Annotated in this window: 17 protein-coding genes and 1 pseudogene; 7 read left to right on the top strand and 11 right to left on the bottom strand. The window is 68.8% G+C overall.

What is annotated here, in order from left to right; genetic code table 11:
• Window positions 1–9: 9 nt before the first annotated feature.
• Window positions 10–1,950 (top strand): carbohydrate-binding protein, encoded by a 1,941-nt coding sequence (locus FCG67_RS12455; RefSeq protein ID WP_211243182.1) that lies wholly within the window; start codon window positions 10–12, stop codon window positions 1,948–1,950.
• Window positions 1,951–1,993: 43 nt separating this feature from the next.
• On the opposite strand, the gene FCG67_RS12460 is transcribed toward FCG67_RS12455, so the two are convergent.
• On the bottom strand, window positions 1,994–4,351 hold the full coding sequence (locus FCG67_RS12460; protein WP_136910100.1) for an ATP-binding protein: 2,358 nt from the start codon (window positions 4,349–4,351) through the stop codon (window positions 1,994–1,996).
• Between the two features lie 151 nt (window positions 4,352–4,502).
• Complete coding sequence (locus FCG67_RS12465) at window positions 4,503–5,894, bottom strand: glycine--tRNA ligase (protein ID WP_077042029.1); 1,392 nt, start codon at window positions 5,892–5,894, stop codon at window positions 4,503–4,505.
• Window positions 5,895–6,007: 113 nt separating this feature from the next.
• On the opposite strand from FCG67_RS12465, the gene FCG67_RS12470 reads away from it, so the two are divergent.
• Together FCG67_RS12470 and FCG67_RS12475 are read left to right on the top strand one after the other, a co-directional pair.
• Window positions 6,008–6,454: an ArsR/SmtB family transcription factor gene (locus FCG67_RS12470; RefSeq protein ID WP_211243183.1), complete on the top strand. Its 447-nt coding sequence runs from the start codon at window positions 6,008–6,010 to the stop codon at window positions 6,452–6,454.
• Window positions 6,451–6,870 (top strand): Fur family transcriptional regulator, encoded by a 420-nt coding sequence (locus FCG67_RS12475; RefSeq protein WP_136910102.1) that lies wholly within the window; start codon window positions 6,451–6,453, stop codon window positions 6,868–6,870. Before FCG67_RS12470 ends, FCG67_RS12475 begins: the two co-directional genes overlap by 4 nt.
• Here FCG67_RS12475 and FCG67_RS12480 read toward each other — a convergent pair.
• Window positions 6,867–7,898: a cation diffusion facilitator family transporter gene (locus tag FCG67_RS12480; RefSeq protein ID WP_136910103.1), complete on the bottom strand. Its 1,032-nt coding sequence runs from the start codon at window positions 7,896–7,898 to the stop codon at window positions 6,867–6,869. The genes FCG67_RS12475 and FCG67_RS12480 overlap by 4 nt on opposite strands.
• Window positions 7,895–8,314, bottom strand: coding sequence for an ArsR/SmtB family transcription factor (locus FCG67_RS12485; RefSeq protein WP_136910104.1), 420 nt, complete (start codon window positions 8,312–8,314; stop codon window positions 7,895–7,897). Before FCG67_RS12485 ends, FCG67_RS12480 begins: the two co-directional genes overlap by 4 nt.
• A gap of 73 nt (window positions 8,315–8,387) precedes the next feature.
• Between FCG67_RS12485 and FCG67_RS12490 the strand changes: the two genes are divergently transcribed.
• Window positions 8,388–11,000, top strand: coding sequence for a hypothetical protein (locus tag FCG67_RS12490; protein WP_169310506.1), 2,613 nt, complete (start codon window positions 8,388–8,390; stop codon window positions 10,998–11,000).
• A 35-nt stretch (window positions 11,001–11,035) separates the two neighbouring features.
• Here the strand turns inward: FCG67_RS12490 and FCG67_RS12495 are convergent.
• Window positions 11,036–11,268 (bottom strand): annotated as a pseudogene (locus FCG67_RS12495) (integrase core domain-containing protein); the annotation flags it as partial.
• 127 nt (window positions 11,269–11,395) lie between these two features.
• Window positions 11,396–12,121 carry an alpha/beta fold hydrolase gene (locus FCG67_RS12500; RefSeq protein ID WP_136910106.1) on the bottom strand — a complete coding sequence of 242 codons (726 nt, stop codon included), beginning with the start codon at window positions 12,119–12,121 and terminating at the stop codon, window positions 11,396–11,398.
• A gap of 100 nt (window positions 12,122–12,221) precedes the next feature.
• Between FCG67_RS12500 and FCG67_RS12505 the strand changes: the two genes are divergently transcribed.
• Entirely contained in the window at window positions 12,222–12,893 is a 672-nt protein-coding gene (locus FCG67_RS12505; RefSeq protein WP_281282336.1) for a helix-turn-helix transcriptional regulator, read from the top strand.
• Window positions 12,894–12,924: 31 nt separating this feature from the next.
• Here the strand turns inward: FCG67_RS12505 and FCG67_RS12510 are convergent, their stop codons facing one another.
• The 4 genes from FCG67_RS12510 to FCG67_RS12525 are packed head-to-tail and all read right to left on the bottom strand — an operon-like array spanning window position 12,925 to window position 15,858.
• The gene (locus FCG67_RS12510) at window positions 12,925–13,326 is read right to left on the bottom strand and encodes a hypothetical protein (RefSeq protein WP_136910107.1); all 402 of its coding nucleotides are present in this window, start codon (window positions 13,324–13,326) and stop codon (window positions 12,925–12,927) included.
• The gene (locus FCG67_RS12515) at window positions 13,326–14,123 is read right to left on the bottom strand and encodes an isoprenyl transferase (protein ID WP_392981582.1); all 798 of its coding nucleotides are present in this window, start codon (window positions 14,121–14,123) and stop codon (window positions 13,326–13,328) included. Before FCG67_RS12515 ends, FCG67_RS12510 begins: the two co-directional genes overlap by 1 nt.
• A complete protein-coding gene (recO, locus tag FCG67_RS12520) occupies window positions 14,089–14,937 on the bottom strand; it encodes a DNA repair protein RecO (protein ID WP_136910108.1) in 849 nt (282 codons plus the stop codon). Before recO ends, FCG67_RS12515 begins: the two co-directional genes overlap by 35 nt.
• Window positions 14,938–14,991: 54 nt before the next feature.
• Window positions 14,992–15,858: an alpha/beta fold hydrolase gene (locus FCG67_RS12525; protein ID WP_136910109.1), complete on the bottom strand. Its 867-nt coding sequence runs from the start codon at window positions 15,856–15,858 to the stop codon at window positions 14,992–14,994.
• Window positions 15,859–15,985: 127 nt separating this feature from the next.
• On the opposite strand from FCG67_RS12525, the gene FCG67_RS12530 reads away from it, so the two are divergent.
• Window positions 15,986–17,401 carry an amidase gene (locus FCG67_RS12530; protein WP_246045029.1) on the top strand — a complete coding sequence of 472 codons (1,416 nt, stop codon included), beginning with the start codon at window positions 15,986–15,988 and terminating at the stop codon, window positions 17,399–17,401.
• A 3-nt stretch (window positions 17,402–17,404) separates the two neighbouring features.
• A complete protein-coding gene (locus FCG67_RS12535) occupies window positions 17,405–17,965 on the top strand; it encodes a TetR/AcrR family transcriptional regulator (protein WP_136910110.1) in 561 nt (186 codons plus the stop codon).
• A gap of 62 nt (window positions 17,966–18,027) precedes the next feature.
• Here FCG67_RS12535 and FCG67_RS12540 read toward each other — a convergent pair whose 3' ends face one another.
• Window positions 18,028–18,720, bottom strand: a complete 693-nt coding sequence (locus FCG67_RS12540) for a class I SAM-dependent methyltransferase (protein ID WP_136910111.1) — start codon at window positions 18,718–18,720, stop codon at window positions 18,028–18,030.
• Between the last annotated feature and the right edge of the window lie 56 nt (window positions 18,721–18,776).

An 18,776-nucleotide genomic window follows, 5' to 3' on the forward strand; every position in this document is an offset into this window, starting at 1 on the left:
GGTCTGACGGTGCTGGTCCAGTTGTCCGTGGCACTGTGCGCCGGAGCGATGGCCGTGCCGGGGCCCGCCTCCGCAGCGGAGCCGGCGCCGCTCGCCTTCGTCAATCCGGGCTTCGAGCAGGACGTGACCGGCTGGACGGTCACCGGGGGCGCGGGCAACGGAACCAACCTGAAGCACAGCGGGGCCAAGAACGCGTACCTGGACCAGGGCACCGGCTCCAGGATCAGCCAGACCGTCACGGTTCCCGCCGATGGGATGTTCGATCTGTCGGCCTGGATCGCCACCGGGGCACCCGAGGGCACCTTCTCCGCGACGGTCAACGGGGAGTCGGCCGCCTCAGTGACCTTCGGTTCTCAGCAGATCTTCTCTCGCTACACCCTTTCCAGGCTGTCTCTGCGCGCCGGAGACCGGGTCGAGATCGCCTTCGGCTCGTCACCGAACGGCTGGGTCAACATCGACGACATCACGGTGGCCCCGTCCGCCCCGAACGATCCGCGGATCAACTCGTCCGACGCCAGACTCACCGAGATGTTCAACTGGGCAAAGACCAAGGCCAACAGCTGGGTCCAGCAACCGGGCCAGATCGGCGCGATCAATGCCGATGAAAACAACAGCTTCGGGACCTCCGCCGCGCCCTACGCGAACACCTACTGGGCCGGCTACCCGTTCCGGTCGGGCTTCTACTCCCGCGACTTCGTCCACCAGTTGGCCGGCGCCCACCTGCTCGGTCTGGACGCCGCCAACAAGACGATGTTGAAGGCCTTCGCCGCGTCGGCCACCCCTGCGAACAAATACGATCCGGTCTGGTCGATCAACTTCGACGCCAAGACCTACCTGAGCGCCGACTACCGCGACCCCGGTTCCTACGTGCGGGAGCTGCCCGCCCCCTTCGAGCTGGCCCAAAAACTCCATGAGGCCTACCGCCAGACAGGCGACACCGACTACCTGACCGACCCGACGCTGAGCGACTACGCCGAGAACACCGTCACCGAGTTCGTCGAGCAGCACCCCGGCCCGCGGGGCCACGGCGACGTGAAGATCGCCCAGGCGACGAGCAGCGACATCTTTGCCGGTACCGCGAGCTACAACGAGGGCGGCTGGGACCATTTCGCCGAGGCCGGGGACTCCATCGGTTCGCAGTACCAGGCCTATCTGGCGGCGGCCGGGCTGGCTTCCGCCAGGGGCGACGCCGCTGGCGCCCAGATCATCACCGACGCAGCGCAGGCGCTGAAGAACTACTACAACACCACCTGGAGCATCGACCCCGCCAAACCCGGCGAGGTGGTGCGCGCCTATCAGACCAACGGCGGCCCGATCACCGGTTGGGGCAAAGAGAACAGCTGGTTCATGCCGCTCAAGGGCATCATGGACCCGGGTCAGCGCCGCGACTCCTACCTCTCCTATATCGACTCCCAGGCCTCCGGCAGCGGCGCGCCCGCCAATGTCGAGGCCGAGACGTACCTGCCGGACACCTTCTTCGCCAACAACGCGGACGCCACCGCCTGGAAGTGGATGCAGAACGTCTACAACAAGATCGGCAATGTCCACTCCACCGGCAAGCTGGTCAACGGCGACTACCCCGAAGTCGCCTTCACCCTGGTCAGTCAGACCGTCAACGGTCTGCTCGGCGTCCGGCCCGACGCCCCGAACGGTGCCGTGACCACCACCTCCCACCTCCCGGCCGACATCGGCTGGCTGGAGGTCGCCTCGATCCCACTGGGCAAGTCGACCTTCACCCTCCGCCACGACGCCCTGACCAAATCGGCCCTGACCAACACCGGCGACACTCCCATCACCTGGACCGCGCAGTTCCCCGGCGCGCACTCCGCGCTCACGGTGAACGGCGCAACCCAGAAGGCCGAGACCAAGGTCATCGACGGCAGCACCGTCAGCTTTGCCACCGTCACGGTCGCCCCCGACGCCACGACCACCGTCGAGGTGTCCGGCTGACAACCGCGGCAAAGCGCCCGAGGGCCGATCATCGGGGCAGTTGTCAATCCGGCTGGTTCTCGGCTACCCAGGCCACGATCTGAGTTCGGGAGGTGAACCCGAGTTTGGCCAGGATGTGTTCGACGTGGCCCGTGACGGTGCGGGGTGAGAGGACCAGCATCGAGGCGATCACCTTGTTCGGATGGCCTGCTGCGACCAGATGTGCCACCTCGGTTTCACGCGGGGTCAACACGGGGGCGACCGGTGTCGTCTGGGGCTGGTCGGCAGGACGGTCCCCGAGCGCGTACGCGACGGATTCTTCGAGGCTCATGGCGGCACCGCTGCGGAATGCCTCAGTGTAGGAGCGCTTTCCGAGCGCGTCACGGGCCTGTTGCACGCATTCGTCGTGGTTCCCGAGCATGTACGGAAGGGGCACCGAGGCGGTGCCCACCCTCTGCGAGAGCGTCTCGGCGGCGCCCATCAGGACGGCCGCACGAGTCGGCTTGCCTTCGCGTATCGCGATCCAGGCCATCGACTCCAGGCACCAGCCTGTCATGAGCGGGTCGTTGACCTGACGGTTCAGTCGCATTGCCTGTTCCATCAGGGTTGTTGCCCGATCGATGTCGCCGGTCCGTAGCGCCGTCAATCCGAGGGCCCATGACGAGTACGCGCGGAAGTAGGACTCACCTCGCGGGGTGGTGATCGCCAGCGTCTGTTCATAACAGGCGACGGCCGTCTCCTCGTCCCCCAGCAGCCCGCTCGCGAGTGCCAGGCCGAGGAGGGCGCCCAGCTGTCGAGCGATTCGGAGCCCGGTGCGACCCGGGCCGGGCCCGGCCGCGAACGCCGCACCCGCGCTGGCGAGGGCGGCCTGGAACGGTTCGTATGCCGCGGCGAGGTCCCCTCGGAACATGGCCAGGTAACCCCTGGCATAGTTCGCTGTCTCGAGCGACTCGGTGTCCCCCAGCTGCTCCGCGAGCGAGCAGCACTGCTGCGCCCGTGTCGTTGCGTCACCGAGTTGACCCTGCATCCCCGCCAACACGCCGTCGTCGAACAAGGTCGCCAGACGGTCCGCGGCGTGCGCGCTCTCGGAGCATGTCAGGGAACGGTCCATCCAATGCCTGGCCTCCGCCAGCAGGCCCCGGCAGGTCCAGAACAGAAACAGGGCGTTGACGATGCGCGCGTTGATATCTGGATCGGTATCGATCACCGGCTGGGTCATGCTGAACGCCAGCGCATCCCGCAGGTTCGACTGCTCCCGATCGAGCCGGGCGATCCAGTCGGTCTGGCGAGGGCCGATCCACTCGGTCGCCGCCTGCGCTGCGAGCCGTTCGTACCACCCGAGGTGCCGCCGCTGAGCCAGGGAGAAGTCGCCGGATTCACGCAACCTCTCCACGCCGTAGTCGCGGATGGTTTCGGCCATGCCGAAGCGCACGACGCCCCCACACTCCTCACGGACCAGGATCGACTTGTCCACGAGCGAGGCCACCGCGTCCAGCAGGTCATCGGCGGCCAACTCCTCGGGGCAGACTCCCTCGGCCGCATCCAACTCGAAACCGCCCACGAACACCGACAGCCACGCCCACAGCTGCTGCTCCCGCGCCGTGCACAGCGCGAAGCTCCAGTCCACACACGACCGCAACGTCTGCAAACGGGTCGGCGCGGCTCGTGAACCGACGGTCAGCAGCTGGTACTGGTCCGTCAGGCGTTGCAGGATCTGCTCGGCGGACATCATCCGCAGCCGCACCGCCGCCAGCTCGATCGCCAACGGTAGCCCGTCCAGCCTGCCGCAGATTCCCGCCACCGCAGCACGATTGGCCTCGGTCAGCGCGAAGTCGGGCAGGGCGGCCGCGGCCCGCGTCACGAACAGCGCCACCGCCTCGTACTGGGGCATCGCCTCGAGCGGCGGGGTCTGCTGCGCGTCCGGAATGGTCAGCGGCGGCACCCGCAGCACCCGCTCGCCGTGCACCCCGAGGAGCTCGCGGCTCGTGGTCAGGATGCGCAGCTCCGGACACGATCGCAGCAGTACCTGCGCGAACTCTGCCACAGCACCGAGCAGGTGCTCGCAGTTGTCCAGGACCAACAGCGTCTGCTTGGTGGAGAGATGATCGACCAAGAGACGGGACTCCGAACTTCCCGGCCGATCCGGAAGCCCGAGCGCCGCAGCGACGGCCTCGGGCAGCAACACAGGATCGTGCAGGTTGCCGAGTGCGACGAACCAGACCCCGTCGGTGAACGACCGCCGCGAGTCCGCGGCGACCCGCACCGCCAGCCTGGTCTTGCCGACCCCGCCGATGCCGGCCAACGTCACCAACCGTGAGGTCCCCAGCAACCGCCGTGCCTCGGCGATCTCCCGGCGCCGACCGACGAAACTGGTCAATTCCAGCGGCAGGTTCCCGAGCTTGCCCTTCACGGAGGTCGTCATGGAACGTCCCGTCGTGGTCTCGTGTGATCGAAACTGCCCTGACAAATTATGACAGGCCGATCGCGGACCAGCGAGAACGGCGAAGGGGCTGTCCCCGGCCATCTCGGCCGGGGACAGCCCCTTCACTCAAGAACTAGGTCACCGAAGAAAACTAGGCGCCGATCAGTCGCTGGGCCAGGTAGCCCTCGACCTTGTCGAGCGAGACCCGCTCCTGCTCCATGGTGTCGCGCTCGCGGATCGTCACGGCCTGGTCGTCGAGGGTGTCGAAGTCGACCGTGATGCAGAACGGGGTGCCGATCTCGTCCTGGCGACGGTAGCGGCGGCCGATGGCGCCTGCGTCGTCGAACTCGACGTTCCAGTTCTTGCGCAGCAGCGCCGCGAGATCCTTCGCCTTGGGGGTGAGGTCGGCGTTGCGACTGAGCGGCAGCACCGCGGCCTTGACCGGGGCCAGGCGACGGTCGAGGCGCAGCACGGTGCGCTTGTCGACCCCGCCCTTGGCGTTGGGCGCCTCATCCTCGGAATAGGCGTCGACCAGGAAGGCCATCAGCGAGCGGGTCAGGCCTGCTGCCGGCTCGATGACGTACGGGGTGTACCGCTCGCCACTGGCCTGGTCGAAGTAGTTCAGGTCGGTGCCCGAGTGCTCCGAGTGGGTCTTGAGGTCGAAGTCGGTGCGGTTCGCGACGCCCTCGAGCTCGCCCCACTCGCTGCCCTGGAACCGGAAGCGGTACTCGATGTCGACGGTGCGGGTCGAGTAGTGCGAGAGCTTGTCGGCCGGGTGCTCGTACAGACGCAGGTTCTCCGGGTCGATGCCGAGGTCGGTGTACCAGGCGAGCCGGGTGTCGATCCAGTACTGGTGCCACTCCGCATCCTCGCCCGGCTTGACGAAGAACTCCATCTCCATCTGCTCGAACTCGCGGGTGCGGAAGATGAAGTTGCCGGGCGTGATCTCGTTGCGGAAGCTCTTGCCGATCTGAGCGATGCCGAACGGCGGCTTCTTGCGCGAGGTGGTGAGCACGTTGGCGAAGTTGACGAAGATGCCCTGCGCGGTCTCGGGCCGCAGGTAGTGCAGCCCCTCCTCGGTCTCGATGGGGCCGAGGTGCGTCTTGAGCATCATGTTGAAGTCGCGCGGCTCGGTCCACTGCCCGACGGTGCCGCAGTCCGGGCACACGATGAGGTCCATGGACACGTCGTCCGGGTTGTCGAGGCCCTTCTTCTCCGCGAAGGCCTCCTGCAGGTGGTCCTGGCGGTGCCGCTTGTGGCAGTTCAGGCACTCGACGAGCGGGTCGTTGAAGACCCCGACGTGGCCGGACGCCACCCACACCTCGCGCGGGAGGATCACCGAGGAGTCGAGGCCGACGACGTCGTCGCGGCTGGTGACGATGTTGCGCCACCACTGCCTCTTGATGTTCTCCTTCAGCTCAACGCCGAGCGGCCCGTAGTCCCAGGCAGACTTGGTACCGCCGTAGATCTCACCGCAGGGGTAGACGAGCCCCCTGCGCTTCGCGAGGTTGGCGACGGTCTCGATCATGGACTTGGGTGCCACTTGGGGAGCTCTCCATCTGGGTAATAGATGCTGCGGTCACGTGCGGTTTTCTGCGCCCCAGCCTATCTGCCCCGTCGGGCCGACCGAAATCTCCCCATTTGACATGCGCATCCATGCATATCAAAATGGAATCGATTTGCAATAAGGCGAGCGGGGCCGGCCACGGGATCCGACGAGGAGGTGGGTGCGGGGTGAGCATCAGCGATGCCGACGATCTCCACCCCGTCGAACACGTTCCGTCCGGCTCCAGGCCGCCGGCCGCCCTGCCGAGTAAGGACACGCTGAGCGCGGCGGGCGACATCCTGCGCGCCCTGGCCGCCCCCGTGCGGATCGCGATCGTGCTGCAGCTGCGCGACGCCGAGCGCTGCGTGCACGAACTCGTCGAGGCCCTGGGCGTCACCCAGCCGTTGATCAGCCAACACCTGCGGGTGCTCAAGTCGGCGGGCGTCGTGCGCGGCGAACGCAACGGCCGCGAGGTGTTCTACCGCCTCGTCGACGACCACCTGGCCCACATCGTGATCGACGCCGTCGCCCACGCCGAGGAAGGACCGAGACCGTGACCGAGAAGAACGACAGGCGCAACCCCGTCGTGGTCGGCGTGCGGGCCACCAAGCAGCGCAGCGCGATCTCCGCACTCCTCGACGAGATCGACGAGTTCCGCTCCGCGCAGGACCTGCACGACGAGCTGCGCAAGCGCGGCGAGGGCATCGGCCTGACGACGGTCTACCGGACGCTGCAGACCCTCGCCGACGCCGGCACCGTCGACGTCCTGCGCACCGACACCGGCGAGTCGGTGTACCGCCGCTGCTCCTCCGGGCATCACCACCACCTGGTGTGCCGGTCGTGCGGGTTCACCGTCGAGGTCGAGGGCCCGACGGTCGAGCAGTGGTCGCAGTCCATCGCCGACGAGAACGGCTTCACGGACGTCAGCCACACCGTCGAGATCTTCGGCACCTGCCGCAACTGCGCCGCCTAGCGTCGGCTCGATTCCGTGCCTGCCGCTCGGGCCGCTCGCGTCATCGGGTGCGCGGGATAGGCGCGCACCAGGGCCGTCGAGAGCTTCGGGACCGCGTGGGTGAGTGCGTGTTCGGCTCGCTGCGCGATCCGGTGCGCGTCCTCGAGACTGGTACCGGCGTCGATGTCGAGTTCGGCGTCGGCGTGCAGCCGGTGACCGATCCACCGCATCTTCAGGCTCCGGACCCCGGCCACGCCTGGCTCGCCGGCGAGCACCCGCTCGCAGGCATCGACCAGGTCCGGATCGACGCCGTCCATCAGCCGACGGAACACCTCGCGCGCCGCGCTCATGAGCACGACCAGGATCGCGGCGGTGATGAGCAGGCCCACGATGGGGTCGGCCAGCGGATACCCGAGGGCGACCCCTCCCGCGCCGAACAGCACTGCGAGGGAGGTGAATCCGTCCGTGCGCGCGTGCAGGCCGTCCGCGACCAGGGCGGCGGATCCGATCTGCCTGCCGATCCGGATCCGGTAGAGCGCGACGAGCTCGTTGCCGATGAACCCGACCAGCCCGGCCGCCGCCACCCACCCGAGGTGCTCGATCGGCACCGGGTCGAGCAGCCGGCGCACGGCCTCGTACCCCGCGATCAGCGCGGACAGCGCGATCATGGCGAGCACGAACAGGCCGGCCAGGTCCTCGGCGCGACCGAACCCGTACGTGTAGCGGCGGGTCGCGGCGCGTCTGCCCAGTGCGAACGCGATCCACAGCGGGACGGCGGTCAGCGCATCGGAGAAGTTGTGGATGGTGTCGGCCAGCAGCGCCACCGACCCCGAGACCGAGACGATCGCCAACTGGACGAGCGCGGTGACGCCCAGTACGACCAGGCTGACCTTGACGGCCCGGATGCCGATCGCGCTCGATTCGAGGGCGTCGTCGACGCTGTCGGCCGCGTCGTGGCTGTGCGGGACGAACACCTCCCGCACGGCGGACCGAAGGCCGCCACGGTGCACGTGCCCGTGACCGTGACCGTGCTGGTGTTCGTGCGTCATGCCGGGCCGCCTATCTCGCCGACCGCCGCCTCCCCCGCGGCATCGGCGTGCAGGACCCGTAACCCGCTGTCGGTGCGGTGATGTGCGGGCACGCCCGGACCGGCGTGTTCGGCGTTGAACACCGCGTCGGTCACCAGCTGGCGCACGTGGTCGTTCTCGAGCCGATAGAACACCGTCGTGCCCTCGCGGCGCGTCCGCACCAGCCGCGCCATCCGCAGCTTCGCCAGGTGCTGCGACACCGACGGTGCCGGCTTGCCGACGTGCGCCGCCAGCTCGTTGACCGAGCATTCCCGGTCGACCAGGGCCCACAACACGTGCACGCGGGTGGCGTCGGCCAGCATGCGGAACACCTCCACGACCAGGTCGACCTGGTCGTCCTGCAGCCGCCGCCGGCAAGCTGCATTATCTGCATTCATACGCAGATAATACGCCCCGCTGATCCCCGAACGGGGCCTATAGATTTTGGGGACATTCCGGGAAGGATCGATGATGGTTCGTGACGTCGTGCGCCGTGCGCGCGAGCTGCTTGCGGTGGGTGATCAGGAGCAGGCACACGCGATCCTGGCCCTCGCGCTGGATGCGCAGGGATCTGCCGCCGAGGACGTGGAAGCCATAGCGGTGGCCGAGGCCACCGGGATGCTCGTCCGGTTGGAAGCCCCGTACGAACCACGCGATGCCGTCGAGCAGCGCATCGCGAGGATGGCCGAGCTCACGGACGGATTCGACGCCGACGCCGTCCGGGAGGCCCGCGCGCTCGCCGAGCTCGAGTCGATCGAGTGGGTCCACCGGCATGACCTCGACGACGCGATAGTGCTGGTCGACATGCTGCGAGCGGCGGAGTCGTTTGCGGCGCGGCACATCGGGGACGATCAACCGCTCGGTGTACGGCAGGCACGAGCGGAGGCAATGTTCACCGCCGAGATCCTGCGGAGGCACCTGGGACGAGATCGCCATCGGGTGGCAGTCGGCCTCGAGACGCTGGCGCTCACGCTCGCCGCGGAATCCGACGACCGGTTGCGTCATCTGCGCATCGCCGCGCTCTATGAGGCGGCGCAGATCCGTTACGACAGCGGAGATGCCCCGGAGTCCGCGATCGCGCTGATGCACCGTGTGATCGCCGAGGCCGAGCCGCTTCCCTCGGCGCGGTCGCTTTTGCACGCCGCGTCGCTCTGCCTGGTCGACGACGAGATCGGCCGGGGAGTGTCTGCGGCGGTGGCGATCGCCCACGGCCTGCGCGCCCTGACCGTTCCCGTCGCCGATCCCGGCTTCGAGGCGGCCGCCGAACAGGCCCGGCATCTCGACCGGGTGCTGGAGCGGCTTCCCGACACCGAGCGTGACCTGGCCGCCGTGGAACACTCCGCCGCACTGGTCGACCGCTATGCCACCTGTGCAGCCGAGGACGCGCGTGAGGCGATCCTGTGGTGGGTGCTCGGGGGTGTTCCCGAGGATGCGGGCGCGGTGACGGCGGCGGATCGGCAGGTCCTCGCCCACGCCGACCGCGCGTTCGGCACCGATTCGAGCGCGGCCACGGCGGGGGCACGGGCGCGCGTGGCGTCACGGCTCGCCGAGGTGACTGCGCACCTCGGTGATCCCGAGAGGGCCGTGCGGCTCTACGAACAGCTCGAAGCGCGATTCCCCGGGCACGAGCACGACGAGCACCTCGTCGTGCCGCTCACACTGGCGATGGTCGACCGGGCGCTTCGACTCACCGACATCGGACGACGCGGCGATTCCCTCGACGTGCTGAAGCAGGTGCCGCAGCGCTACGCACGTGCCGCAGGGGTGGCCGGCGTCTCTGCCGCGATTGCCCAATCGATGTACTGGCGCGGACGCCTATTGCGGGAAGCAGGCGAGCTGGCTGAATCTCGTCGCGTCATCAACGACACGGTGGATCGCTCCGCCCACGACGCCGACGCCGACGTGCGCATGTGGGCGGCGAACTCACTCTTCTCCGTGTGGCAGTCACGCGCCCTCGATCCGACCGAGATCGATGATGCGCTGCATCGCTTTGCGGAACTGTTTGCCGACGATCCGGACGTGCGCATCCGCCGCCTGGATGCCCGGCGACTCCTCCTTCAGGCGACACGCACGGCAGAGCGAGGCGAACGGCAGGTGGCGGCGACCCTGCTGCGGGGCCTGGTGACGAACCACGCGGACAGCGACGACCCGGACATCCGCGACACCGTCGAACTCGCGACTGAGAATCAACGGATCCTCGCGATCTCCTCCCCCACCGATGCGGCCCCCGCCTCGGCGGGAGAGGCCCGCTACCGCGATCTTCGCGAGCGGCTGTACGAGGCCGACAGGGCGGTCGATGAGGGGCGACGCGCAGACGCCGAAGCACTGCTCGCGGCGATTGCGGCCGACACCGGTGCGGACCCCGACGAGAACATCGTCATGCTCGGGCTCGCGGCGCTGGACGTGCTCGGAGGTCTGTTGGTCGATGCCGGGCGGTGGGAGGAACTCGTCGCCGTAGCACGCGGTGCCGCCCTGCGCCGCCCCGGTCTCGACACCCGGGCACGGCGGGTACACGCACGCGGTCACCTGCGACTCGGCATCGCGCTCGCCCGACTCGGCGAGGAGCGTGCCGCGATCGAGGCCTACGAGGCGCTCGGACGGCTCGCCGACGGATCGACCGACGGCGACATCATGAGCGCCCGCGAAGTGGCCGCCTACAACCGCGCCGTTCTGATCGACGATCTGGGCGACCCTGTCGCCGCGATCACCGCCTACGACCACGTTCTCAGAATCCACGACCTGTCCGTCGACTCCCCCGAACGCCGGCTCCGCCGCGTCAAGACACTGCGCAACAAAGCGCTGCTGCTGACCGGTCTCGGCCGCCTGCCCGAGACGGGCAACGCCCACCGGATGATCCTGGATATCGCGGGCACCTTCCCCGATCTCGAGATCGCCGAGCGAGCCCGCAAGTCCGCCTTCGACCTGGCGGCCTGCTACTCGCGGCTCGGCCAACATCGAGCGGCATCCGACCTCTACACCTGGATGCGATCCGCCCGTCATCTCGGATTCACCCGCGACGAGCTCAAGAGCATCACACGCTCCGCCAAGAACGCGGCCCGTGAATCCAAGCGCGCACATCGGTGACGAGTAGACGCCGATCGCGCACCTGAGCGCTGCGGCTAGGTGTAATGACCGGGGACGTTGATCAACCGCGTGAAGGGCGGCTGGTTTCCGCATGCAGTGTGCGGGCGGTGGTGGTTGTAGTGGTGTAGCCAGGTTTCGAGGGCGTCGCGACGCTCTCGCTCTGAGGTGTAGCACGGGCGTAGGCCCACCCGTCGGCCATGGTGCGGTGGAAGCGCTCCACCTTGCCGTTTGTCTGCGGCCGGTCCGGGCGGGTCCGCTTCGGCGTGATCGACAACGCTTCGCAGGCCCTTGAGTCGGTGGCGCGGGGTAAGTGCCGCGTTGGCGTGACATGGCGTCCTTCGAGAATCAAGCAGGGGCCAGCCGGTACGGCTGGCCCCTGGAGGTGTGCGCGCGGTTCAGTCGACTGGCGAAGCTGCTGCGAGGACCTGGGCAAGGTCGGCGGGACGGCTCCACATGGGCCAGTGGCCCGTCGGGAGATCGACGAGTTCAAGGTTCTCAAGGTTGGTAACCTCGGCGAACATGGGATGGCCGGCCTCGGCCAGTGCCATCAACTGCGTACTCGGGAGCGAGCAGCACACCACCGTGGTCGGAACCTTCAGGCGTGCATCGTTGTTGAGCTCCACGGATTGCCGCAGCACAGGTCCAGGTTCAGGGACAGATCGAAGCCGGAAACGCTCGAGAACGTCGGCGCTCAGGCCTTCAATGCTGGCCTGCTCCTTGAGCGCCTCGAAGGGCGGCAGTGGAAACTCTTCCAGTTCATTTGGGGCGTCAGGGGCGAAAACAGTGCCCGGCGAGACCGGGCCACTATCGACCCAGATCACCCGGCGGACCAGCTCGGGGTGCCGGTCGAGCACAAGACTCACGGGAGCATTGGCTCCGCTATGCGCCACGATGACCATTGGCTCGGCTTCAGAAGCCAAGACCCGCTCGATCGCCGCTGCCTGGTCGTCGAGAGTCCTGGAGGCTCGTTCGGAGTCCGTCTCGTCGAGGCCGGGCAGGGTCATCGGGATAGCCCGTTGGCCCATGGCGGTCAGGTGTTCCAGGACCTCGTCCCATGCCCAAGCCCCCAGCCAGTGGCCAGCGATCAAGACGGTGGTCGGGTCATTCGTGTTTGTCGTCATACCGCAATCCTCGCAAGCCACTTGGACAACGGTATGTCACTATTTCTGGCATCATTTCGGATTGGAGGGAAATTTGAGGCGAGCAGAGCGGCTTCACGCGTTGTCGGAGATGCTGCGACGAAGCGGCTCCCGTGGATGCACTGCGGAACAAATGGCGAGCGAGTTTGGCGTATCAGTGCGCACGGTCAAGCGGGACCTTGATGCACTCGAGAACAGCGGCGCGCCGATCTGGTCGCGTCCGGGCCCTGGCGGCGGATACGGTCTGGCCGCTCGATCCAATCTCCCACCGATCAGCTTGACCCCGGCACAGGCGGTGGCGCTTCTCACGGCAATATCAGCTGCACCCGATGCCCCTTATGCCGACCTCGCCTCTGCCGGCGTTCAGAAGATCTTGAGTGTGCTTGATCCTCGGACTCGGAAAAAGGCTGACGAACTCGCACGTCGCGTCTGGGTCGATGTTGAACCGCCCGCCACACGGGCAGTCAGATCGGCCCTTGAGGAGGCAATGGCCGAGCAGCGTGTGGTGCGCATCCGCTACACCGCGCGTGACGGCAACAAGACCACCCGCGACATCGAGCCGGTGATATTCGCGTCCAGAAATGGTCGCTGGTATCTGATCGGCTGGTGCCGGCTACGGAATGAAATGCGATGGTTCCTCGTGACGCGCATCGAACACGCCAGCGTAACCAAAACTCACTGTGGCGACCACGGCATTCAGGAGGTCGGCACCCCCCCAGCGACAGCCAGATCTGTGAGCCGCGGAGGTGAGTGAGGCAATCGATCAACGTCCCCGGTCAGTACAGCTAGGGCAGCAACCCCTGCCGACCCTGATCCGCGCCCGAGAGCACCAGCAGCAGCATCGTGGTGAGGGCCTCGTCCTCGAGACCGGCGGCCGGGAAGGTGTAGCGCAGGATCACGTCGGCCAGTTTGCCGCGGGTGATCACCGTGATCGAGCCGAACTGCATCATCGAGTTCTTCTCGGCGACCTTCTTGTGCAGCGCGGGCTTGACCGGGCGGTCCCAGGCCAGCACGGCAGTCACCGACAGCACGTCGAGCCCGGGCGCGAGGTTCACCGCCCGCAGCGAGCACAGGGCCCCCGCGTACTCGAAACCCAGTGACCCGTCGTCGGATTCGCGCACCTCCACGAAATGCGCGAGCGCGTCACGGGCACGGACCTGCAACTGCTCGGCGGTCTCCGCACCCATCACTTCACTCCCCCGAACCTACGGTCGCGCGACGCGTACTCGACGCACGCGGCCCACAGGTCGCGGCGGTCGAAGTCCGGGAACAGCTTCTCCTGGAACACCATCTCCGCGTAGGCGGACTGCCAGATCAGGAAGTTCGAGGTGCGCAGCTCACCCGAGGGACGCAGGAACAGGTCCACGTCCGGCATGTCGGGCTCGTCGAGATACTTCGCGACGGTCGCCTCGGTCACCTTCTCCGGGTTCAGCTCGCCCGCCGCCACCCGACGCGCGATCTCCCGTGCCGCGTCGGCGATCTCGGCGCGACCGCCGTAGTTCACACACATCGTCAGGGTCATCGTCGTGTTGTGCTTGGTCAGCTCCTCGGCGACCTCGAGCTCCTTGATGACGCTGGCCCACAGCCTGGGCCTGCGTCCCGCCCAGCGCACCCGCACACCCATCTCGTGCATCTCGTCGCGCCGACGCCGGATCACGTCCCGGTTGAAGCCCATCAGGAACTTCACCTCCTCGGGACTGCGCTTCCAGTTCTCGGTGGAGAACGCGTACGCCGAGAGCCACTTCACGCCGATCTCGATGCAGCCCTCGAGGGTGTCCATCAGCACCGCCTCGCCGCGCTCGTGGCCCGCGGTGCGCGGGAGGCCCCGCTCCTGGGCCCAGCGGCCGTTGCCGTCCATCACCAACGCGACGTGCCGCGGGATCAGCTCGGGCTGCAGGATCGGCGCCCTGGCGCCGGAGGGGTGAGGGGCCGGGGGCCGGATCACGCGGTTAGGCGGAGCTTGCGGTTCGCGTCGTCGAATCACGATCACCATCCTGCCCGACCGGACGGGGTGGTCCCGCCACCGCCCGCGGATCCGTTGCATCCGGCTCGGCCGCGGCGTGCGGGCGCGAGCGCTCGATCAACGGCAGGGTGCGCAGCTGACGCTCGAGGTGCCACTGCAGGTGCGCGGCGACCAGCCCGCTGGCCTGCGCGCGGACCGCGGCCGTGACGGTCTCGGTGTTCGCCCACTCGCCGCGCGCGAGCGCGTCCATCAGGTCGAGCACGCCCGGGGAAGGGGTCGCCGAGCCCGGCGGGCGGCAGTGCACGCAGACCGCCCCGCCCGCGGCCACGTGGAAGGCCCGATGCGGACCGGGGGCGGCGCACCGCGCGCACTCCTCCAGCGCGGGTGCCCAGCCTGCGAAACCCATGGCCCGCAACAGGAAAGCGTCCAGGATCAGCTCGGGCGGCCTGGCCTGCTCCCCCACCGCGCGCAGCGCGCCGACGGTGAGCTGATGCAGCCGCAGGGCGGGCGCCCGCTCCTCGCCCGCGAGCCGTTCCGCGGTCTCGAGCACCGCGCAGGCGGTGGTGTACCGGCCGTAGTCGTCGACGATGTCCCCGGCGAAGGCGTCCAGGGTCTGCACCTGGGTCACGATGTCGAGATTGCGGCCGGGGTAGAGCTGCACGTCGATGTGCGCGAACGGCTCCAGTCGGGCCCCGAACTTGGACTTGGTGCGGCGCACACCCTTGGCCACCGCCCGCACCAGCCCGTGCTGGCGGGTCAGCAGGGTGACGATGCGGTCGGCCTCGCCCAGCTTGTGCTGGCGCAACACCACCGCGTGGTCCCGGTACAACCTCACCAGGAAAGTCTCCCACGGTGCGGGGACAATCCCGGACTGCCCGCGCTCACCCGGTCAGCCCAGGCGTTGCCCGATCAGCTCGGCGAGCCGCTCCGGCGCCTCGAGCTGTGGCCAGTGCCCGATGTCGGGCAGCACGGTCACCGCGGTGTCGGGGCGCAGCTCGAGCAACCGCGCGGTCATCTCGGGGATGGCGATCGGGTCACACTCACCCCAGATCAGCGCCAACGGCTCCCGGTACCCCACCAACCCCGCAGTCCACCGATCCTGATGCGCCCGGCGCTCGAGAATGTAGCGGTTCTGACGGGGCAGCAGCCGCCCGCCGCCGTCGCGCTCGATAGCCTCGATCAGGGCGTCGATGGCGCCGGCCGGAGCGGGCGCGCGCGGCGAGAAGCTGCGGTCGATCGCCCGGGCCAGCAGCCATCGCGGGGGCGAGAACGGCAGCGCCCGCGCGGGCAGTCGGAGCATCGCGCGCTGGCCGGACGTCAGCTGCGCGAGGTCGATGAAGATCGAGCCGTTGGTCAGGATGACCTGCTCCGGAACAAAGCCGAGGACACCGAGATTGTGGCGGTGCAGGAGCTCGGCCACCACGGTGTCCCCCATGTCGTGGGCGAGCAGCACGCAGCGGCCGATACCCAGCCAGCCGAGCACGGCCTCCACCAGGTCCGCCTGCTCGAACAGCGAGTAGCGGGCCGCGGCCGGCTTGTCGGACAGCCCGTACCCAAGCAGGTCGAGGAGCACCACCCGCCGACCGGACCCGAGCCGCTCCGCCACCGCTGCGAAGTCGTGCGATGAACCGGGAAACCCGTGCACGATCACGAGCGGAGCTCCGGTTCCCTCCCCTACCTCGACGACGAAGATCCGGTTCCCGTCGACCTCGAGGTGACGCCCACGCCGTTCCCAGGCCCTCAGGTCACCGCTCATGACTCCTCCGATGTTCGCGCTGGGCCCAAGCTACTCACCCGGCAGCGAATCCGGACGCGAAAACCTGGCGGCCGACACCGGCCGGAGGTACTGTTCGTTCGAACGAACAGACACGGGGAGGCACGGCGTGAGCACGCACAGGGAAGACACCAGGGAGCTCGGACTCGAAGAGACGGCGCACTCCCTGGCCACCGGCGCCTCCACGTCCGTCGACCGGGTCCGCCGGAGCCTGGATGCCATCGACGCCAGCCAGCCCGGCCTCAACGCCTTCCGGGTGGTTCGCCGCGAGGCCGCGCTCGCGGAGGCGGCCGAGGCCGACCGCCGGCTGGCCGCGGGCGAGCGCCTGCCGCTGCTCGGCGTGCCGATCGCGGTCAAGGACGACGTCGACGTCACGGGCGAACCGACCGCCTTCGGCTGCCCGGGCGAGTTCCCCGCCAAGACCGCGGACTCCGAGGTCGTGCGGCGACTGCGCGCCGCGGGCGCCGTCATCGTCGGCAAGACCAACAGCCCCGAGCTCGGCCAGTGGCCGTTCACCGGCGGCAGCTTCGGGCACACCAGGAACCCGTGGGCACGCGAGCGGACCCCCGGCGGATCCTCCGGCGGTAGCGCGGCCGCCGTCGCCGCCGGGTTGGTGCCGGCCGCGCTCGGCTCGGACGGCGCGGGTTCGGTCCGCATCCCCGCGTCCTGGACCAACCTCGTCGGCATCAAGCCGCAGCGCGGACGGATCTCCACCTGGCCCGAGCCCGAGGCCTTCTACGGCATCACGGTGATGGGCCCGCTCGCCCGCACGGTCGCGGACGCGGCGCTCCTGCTCGACCTGGTCTCCGGCAGCCACGAGGGCGACCTGCACCAGCCCCCGCCGGTGACCGTCCGCGACGCGGTGGACCGCGAGCCCGGCCGGCTGCGGATCGCGCTGTCGCTGAAGATCCCCTACACGGCCACGCCAAGGACCCTGCACCCCGAGGTCAAGGAGGCGATCGGTGCCACCGCGCACGCGCTGCGCCGCCTCGGCCACGAGGTGACCGTCGCGGACCCCGCCTACGGGTTGCTGCTGGGCACGAATTTCCTGCCGCGGTCGATGGCCGGGCTGGAGCAGTGGCGCTCGCGGGTACCGGACCCGACGCTGCTCGACCCTCGCACCCTGTCCAACGCGCGCACCGGCAGGCTACTGGGGGGCCTGCCGTTGCGCGCGTCCCGCGCCGCCGAGCCGCGCATGCGCAGGCGGATCGGCGCCATCTTCAACGACTTCGACGTCATCCTCGCCCCGACCACCGCCACCCCGCCGCCGCCGGTGGACGCGATCGACGGCATCGGGCACTTCGAGACGGACAAGGTGATCACCGCGGCCTGCCCGTACACCTGGCCGTGGAACATCCTGGGCTGGCCGAGCGTGAACGTGCCCGCCGGCTTCACCCCGGACGGTCTGCCGCTCGGCGTGCAGCTGATGGGTCACGACAACACCGAACCGCTGCTGGTCTCGCTCGCGGCCCAGCTCGAACGTGAACTACGTTGGGACCGTGAACGTCCCGAACAGTGGTGGTGACCGGTGAGCGAGGCCCCGGTTCGTGAGCGGATCCTCGCCGCGGTCCTGCACATCATCGGCACGGACGGCATCGCCGCCGTCACCAACCGCCGGATCGCGGCGCAGGCCGAGGTCTCGCTCGGCTCAATCACCTACCACTTCCCCAGCCAGACAGACCTTTTGCGCGACGCTCTGCTCGGCTTCGTCACCGCAGAGACCGCTCGGCTGACCGACCTGGCGGAGCAGTACCGGGACACCGGTCTGAGCGTGCAGGACGCCGCCTCGCTCACCGAGCAGGTGGTCCGGGACCTCGCCTTCGACGCCGAGCGGATGGCGCCGTTCGAGCTCTACATCCAAGCCGGCCGCGACCCCGAGCTGCAGGCGGCGGCCGACGAGTGCTTCGCGGCCTACGACACGCTCACCGTGACCATCCTCGAGGCACTCGGCGTGCCGGATGCCGCGGCGATCGCGCCGACCCTGGTCGCGACCATCACCGGCCTGCAGCTGCGCCGGCTGGCGACCGGCGGCGCGGGCACCGACGTCGCGACCGCGATCCTGCTGCTGGTCGGCGGGGCTCAGCCATGAACGGGGCCCGGCTTCCGGCCGCCCGAGATGGAGCAGTCCACTGACCGGTCCGATCAACCGTGTTACTCCGTCGCCAACTTGTCCAGCCTGGTAGCGCGTCCCACCACGAGCGGACGGACGATCGACGGCATGCCGCGCCACACAGCATCGTCGGCTGCGATGGTGAAGCCGCAGTCGCGCATCAGGTCCGCGGTCGCGCGGTTGCAGCGGCAGCCGCCCGCGAAGTGTCGCCACGGTGTGAGCAGAAAATCCTGGCACGCCGCGAGGAACCGCGAGCTCGCACGCACATGTTCGATGAACAGCAACTGCCCGTCCGGGCGGAGCACGCGTGCGATCTCGCGGAGCGCGAGTTCGGGGTCGTTGACGGTGCACAGGACGAGCGTCGAGACGACGGTGTCCACGGAGGCATCCGCGAGCGGTAGACGCTCGGCAGGCGCGTCGACGATCCGCGCGACGCGCCCATGCCGCTGCAGGCGACGCGCAAGGCTTCGGCGCATCCCAGGCTCGGGCTCGACGAGCATGAGCTCGGCGATCTCGTCGGGATAGTGCGCGATGTTCAGCCCCGTCCCGGCGCCGATCTCGACGACGCGCCCGCGGGCGCCGCCCAGGAGCGTGCTCCGCCGGCGGCGCATGCCTGCGATCTCGCCCAGCCAGAGAAACGGGTCGTACGCCAGGGCGAAAATCCGCAGCCACGCCGCTGATGGCGGGCTCGCCTGGAGTTCGTTGGTTGATTCGATGCTTGCGTTCTCGGTCATGCGGCCAAACGTACGAGCGACCGCATGTCGCGCGCATCGCTCAGCGCGGCCATCTT

It is taken from the genome of Rhodococcus oryzae, from assembly GCF_005049235.1.
In the GTDB taxonomy this organism is placed as follows: Bacteria; Actinomycetota; Actinomycetes; order Mycobacteriales; family Mycobacteriaceae; genus Rhodococcus_G; species Rhodococcus_G oryzae.

What these genes read in the sequence shown, in the direction of transcription:
- FCG67_RS12460 (WP_136910100.1), bottom strand. Translation starts at nt 4,351, where the DNA reads ATGACGACCTCCGTGAAGGGCAAGCTCGGGAACCTGCCGCTGGAATTG.
- FCG67_RS12470 (WP_211243183.1), top strand. Translation starts at nt 6,008, where the DNA reads ATGCATATCAAAATGGAATCGATTTGCAATAAGGCGAGCGGGGCCGGC.
- FCG67_RS12480 (WP_136910103.1), bottom strand. Translation starts at nt 7,898, where the DNA reads ATGACGCACGAACACCAGCACGGTCACGGTCACGGGCACGTGCACCGT.
- FCG67_RS12485 (WP_136910104.1), bottom strand. Translation starts at nt 8,314, where the DNA reads ATGAATGCAGATAATGCAGCTTGCCGGCGGCGGCTGCAGGACGACCAG.
- FCG67_RS12490 (WP_169310506.1), top strand. Translation starts at nt 8,388, where the DNA reads ATGGTTCGTGACGTCGTGCGCCGTGCGCGCGAGCTGCTTGCGGTGGGT.
- FCG67_RS12500 (WP_136910106.1), bottom strand. Translation starts at nt 12,121, where the DNA reads ATGACGACAAACACGAATGACCCGACCACCGTCTTGATCGCTGGCCAC.
- FCG67_RS12510 (WP_136910107.1), bottom strand. Translation starts at nt 13,326, where the DNA reads ATGGGTGCGGAGACCGCCGAGCAGTTGCAGGTCCGTGCCCGTGACGCG.
- FCG67_RS12525 (WP_136910109.1), bottom strand. Translation starts at nt 15,858, where the DNA reads ATGAGCGGTGACCTGAGGGCCTGGGAACGGCGTGGGCGTCACCTCGAG.
- FCG67_RS12540 (WP_136910111.1), bottom strand. Translation starts at nt 18,720, where the DNA reads ATGACCGAGAACGCAAGCATCGAATCAACCAACGAACTCCAGGCGAGC.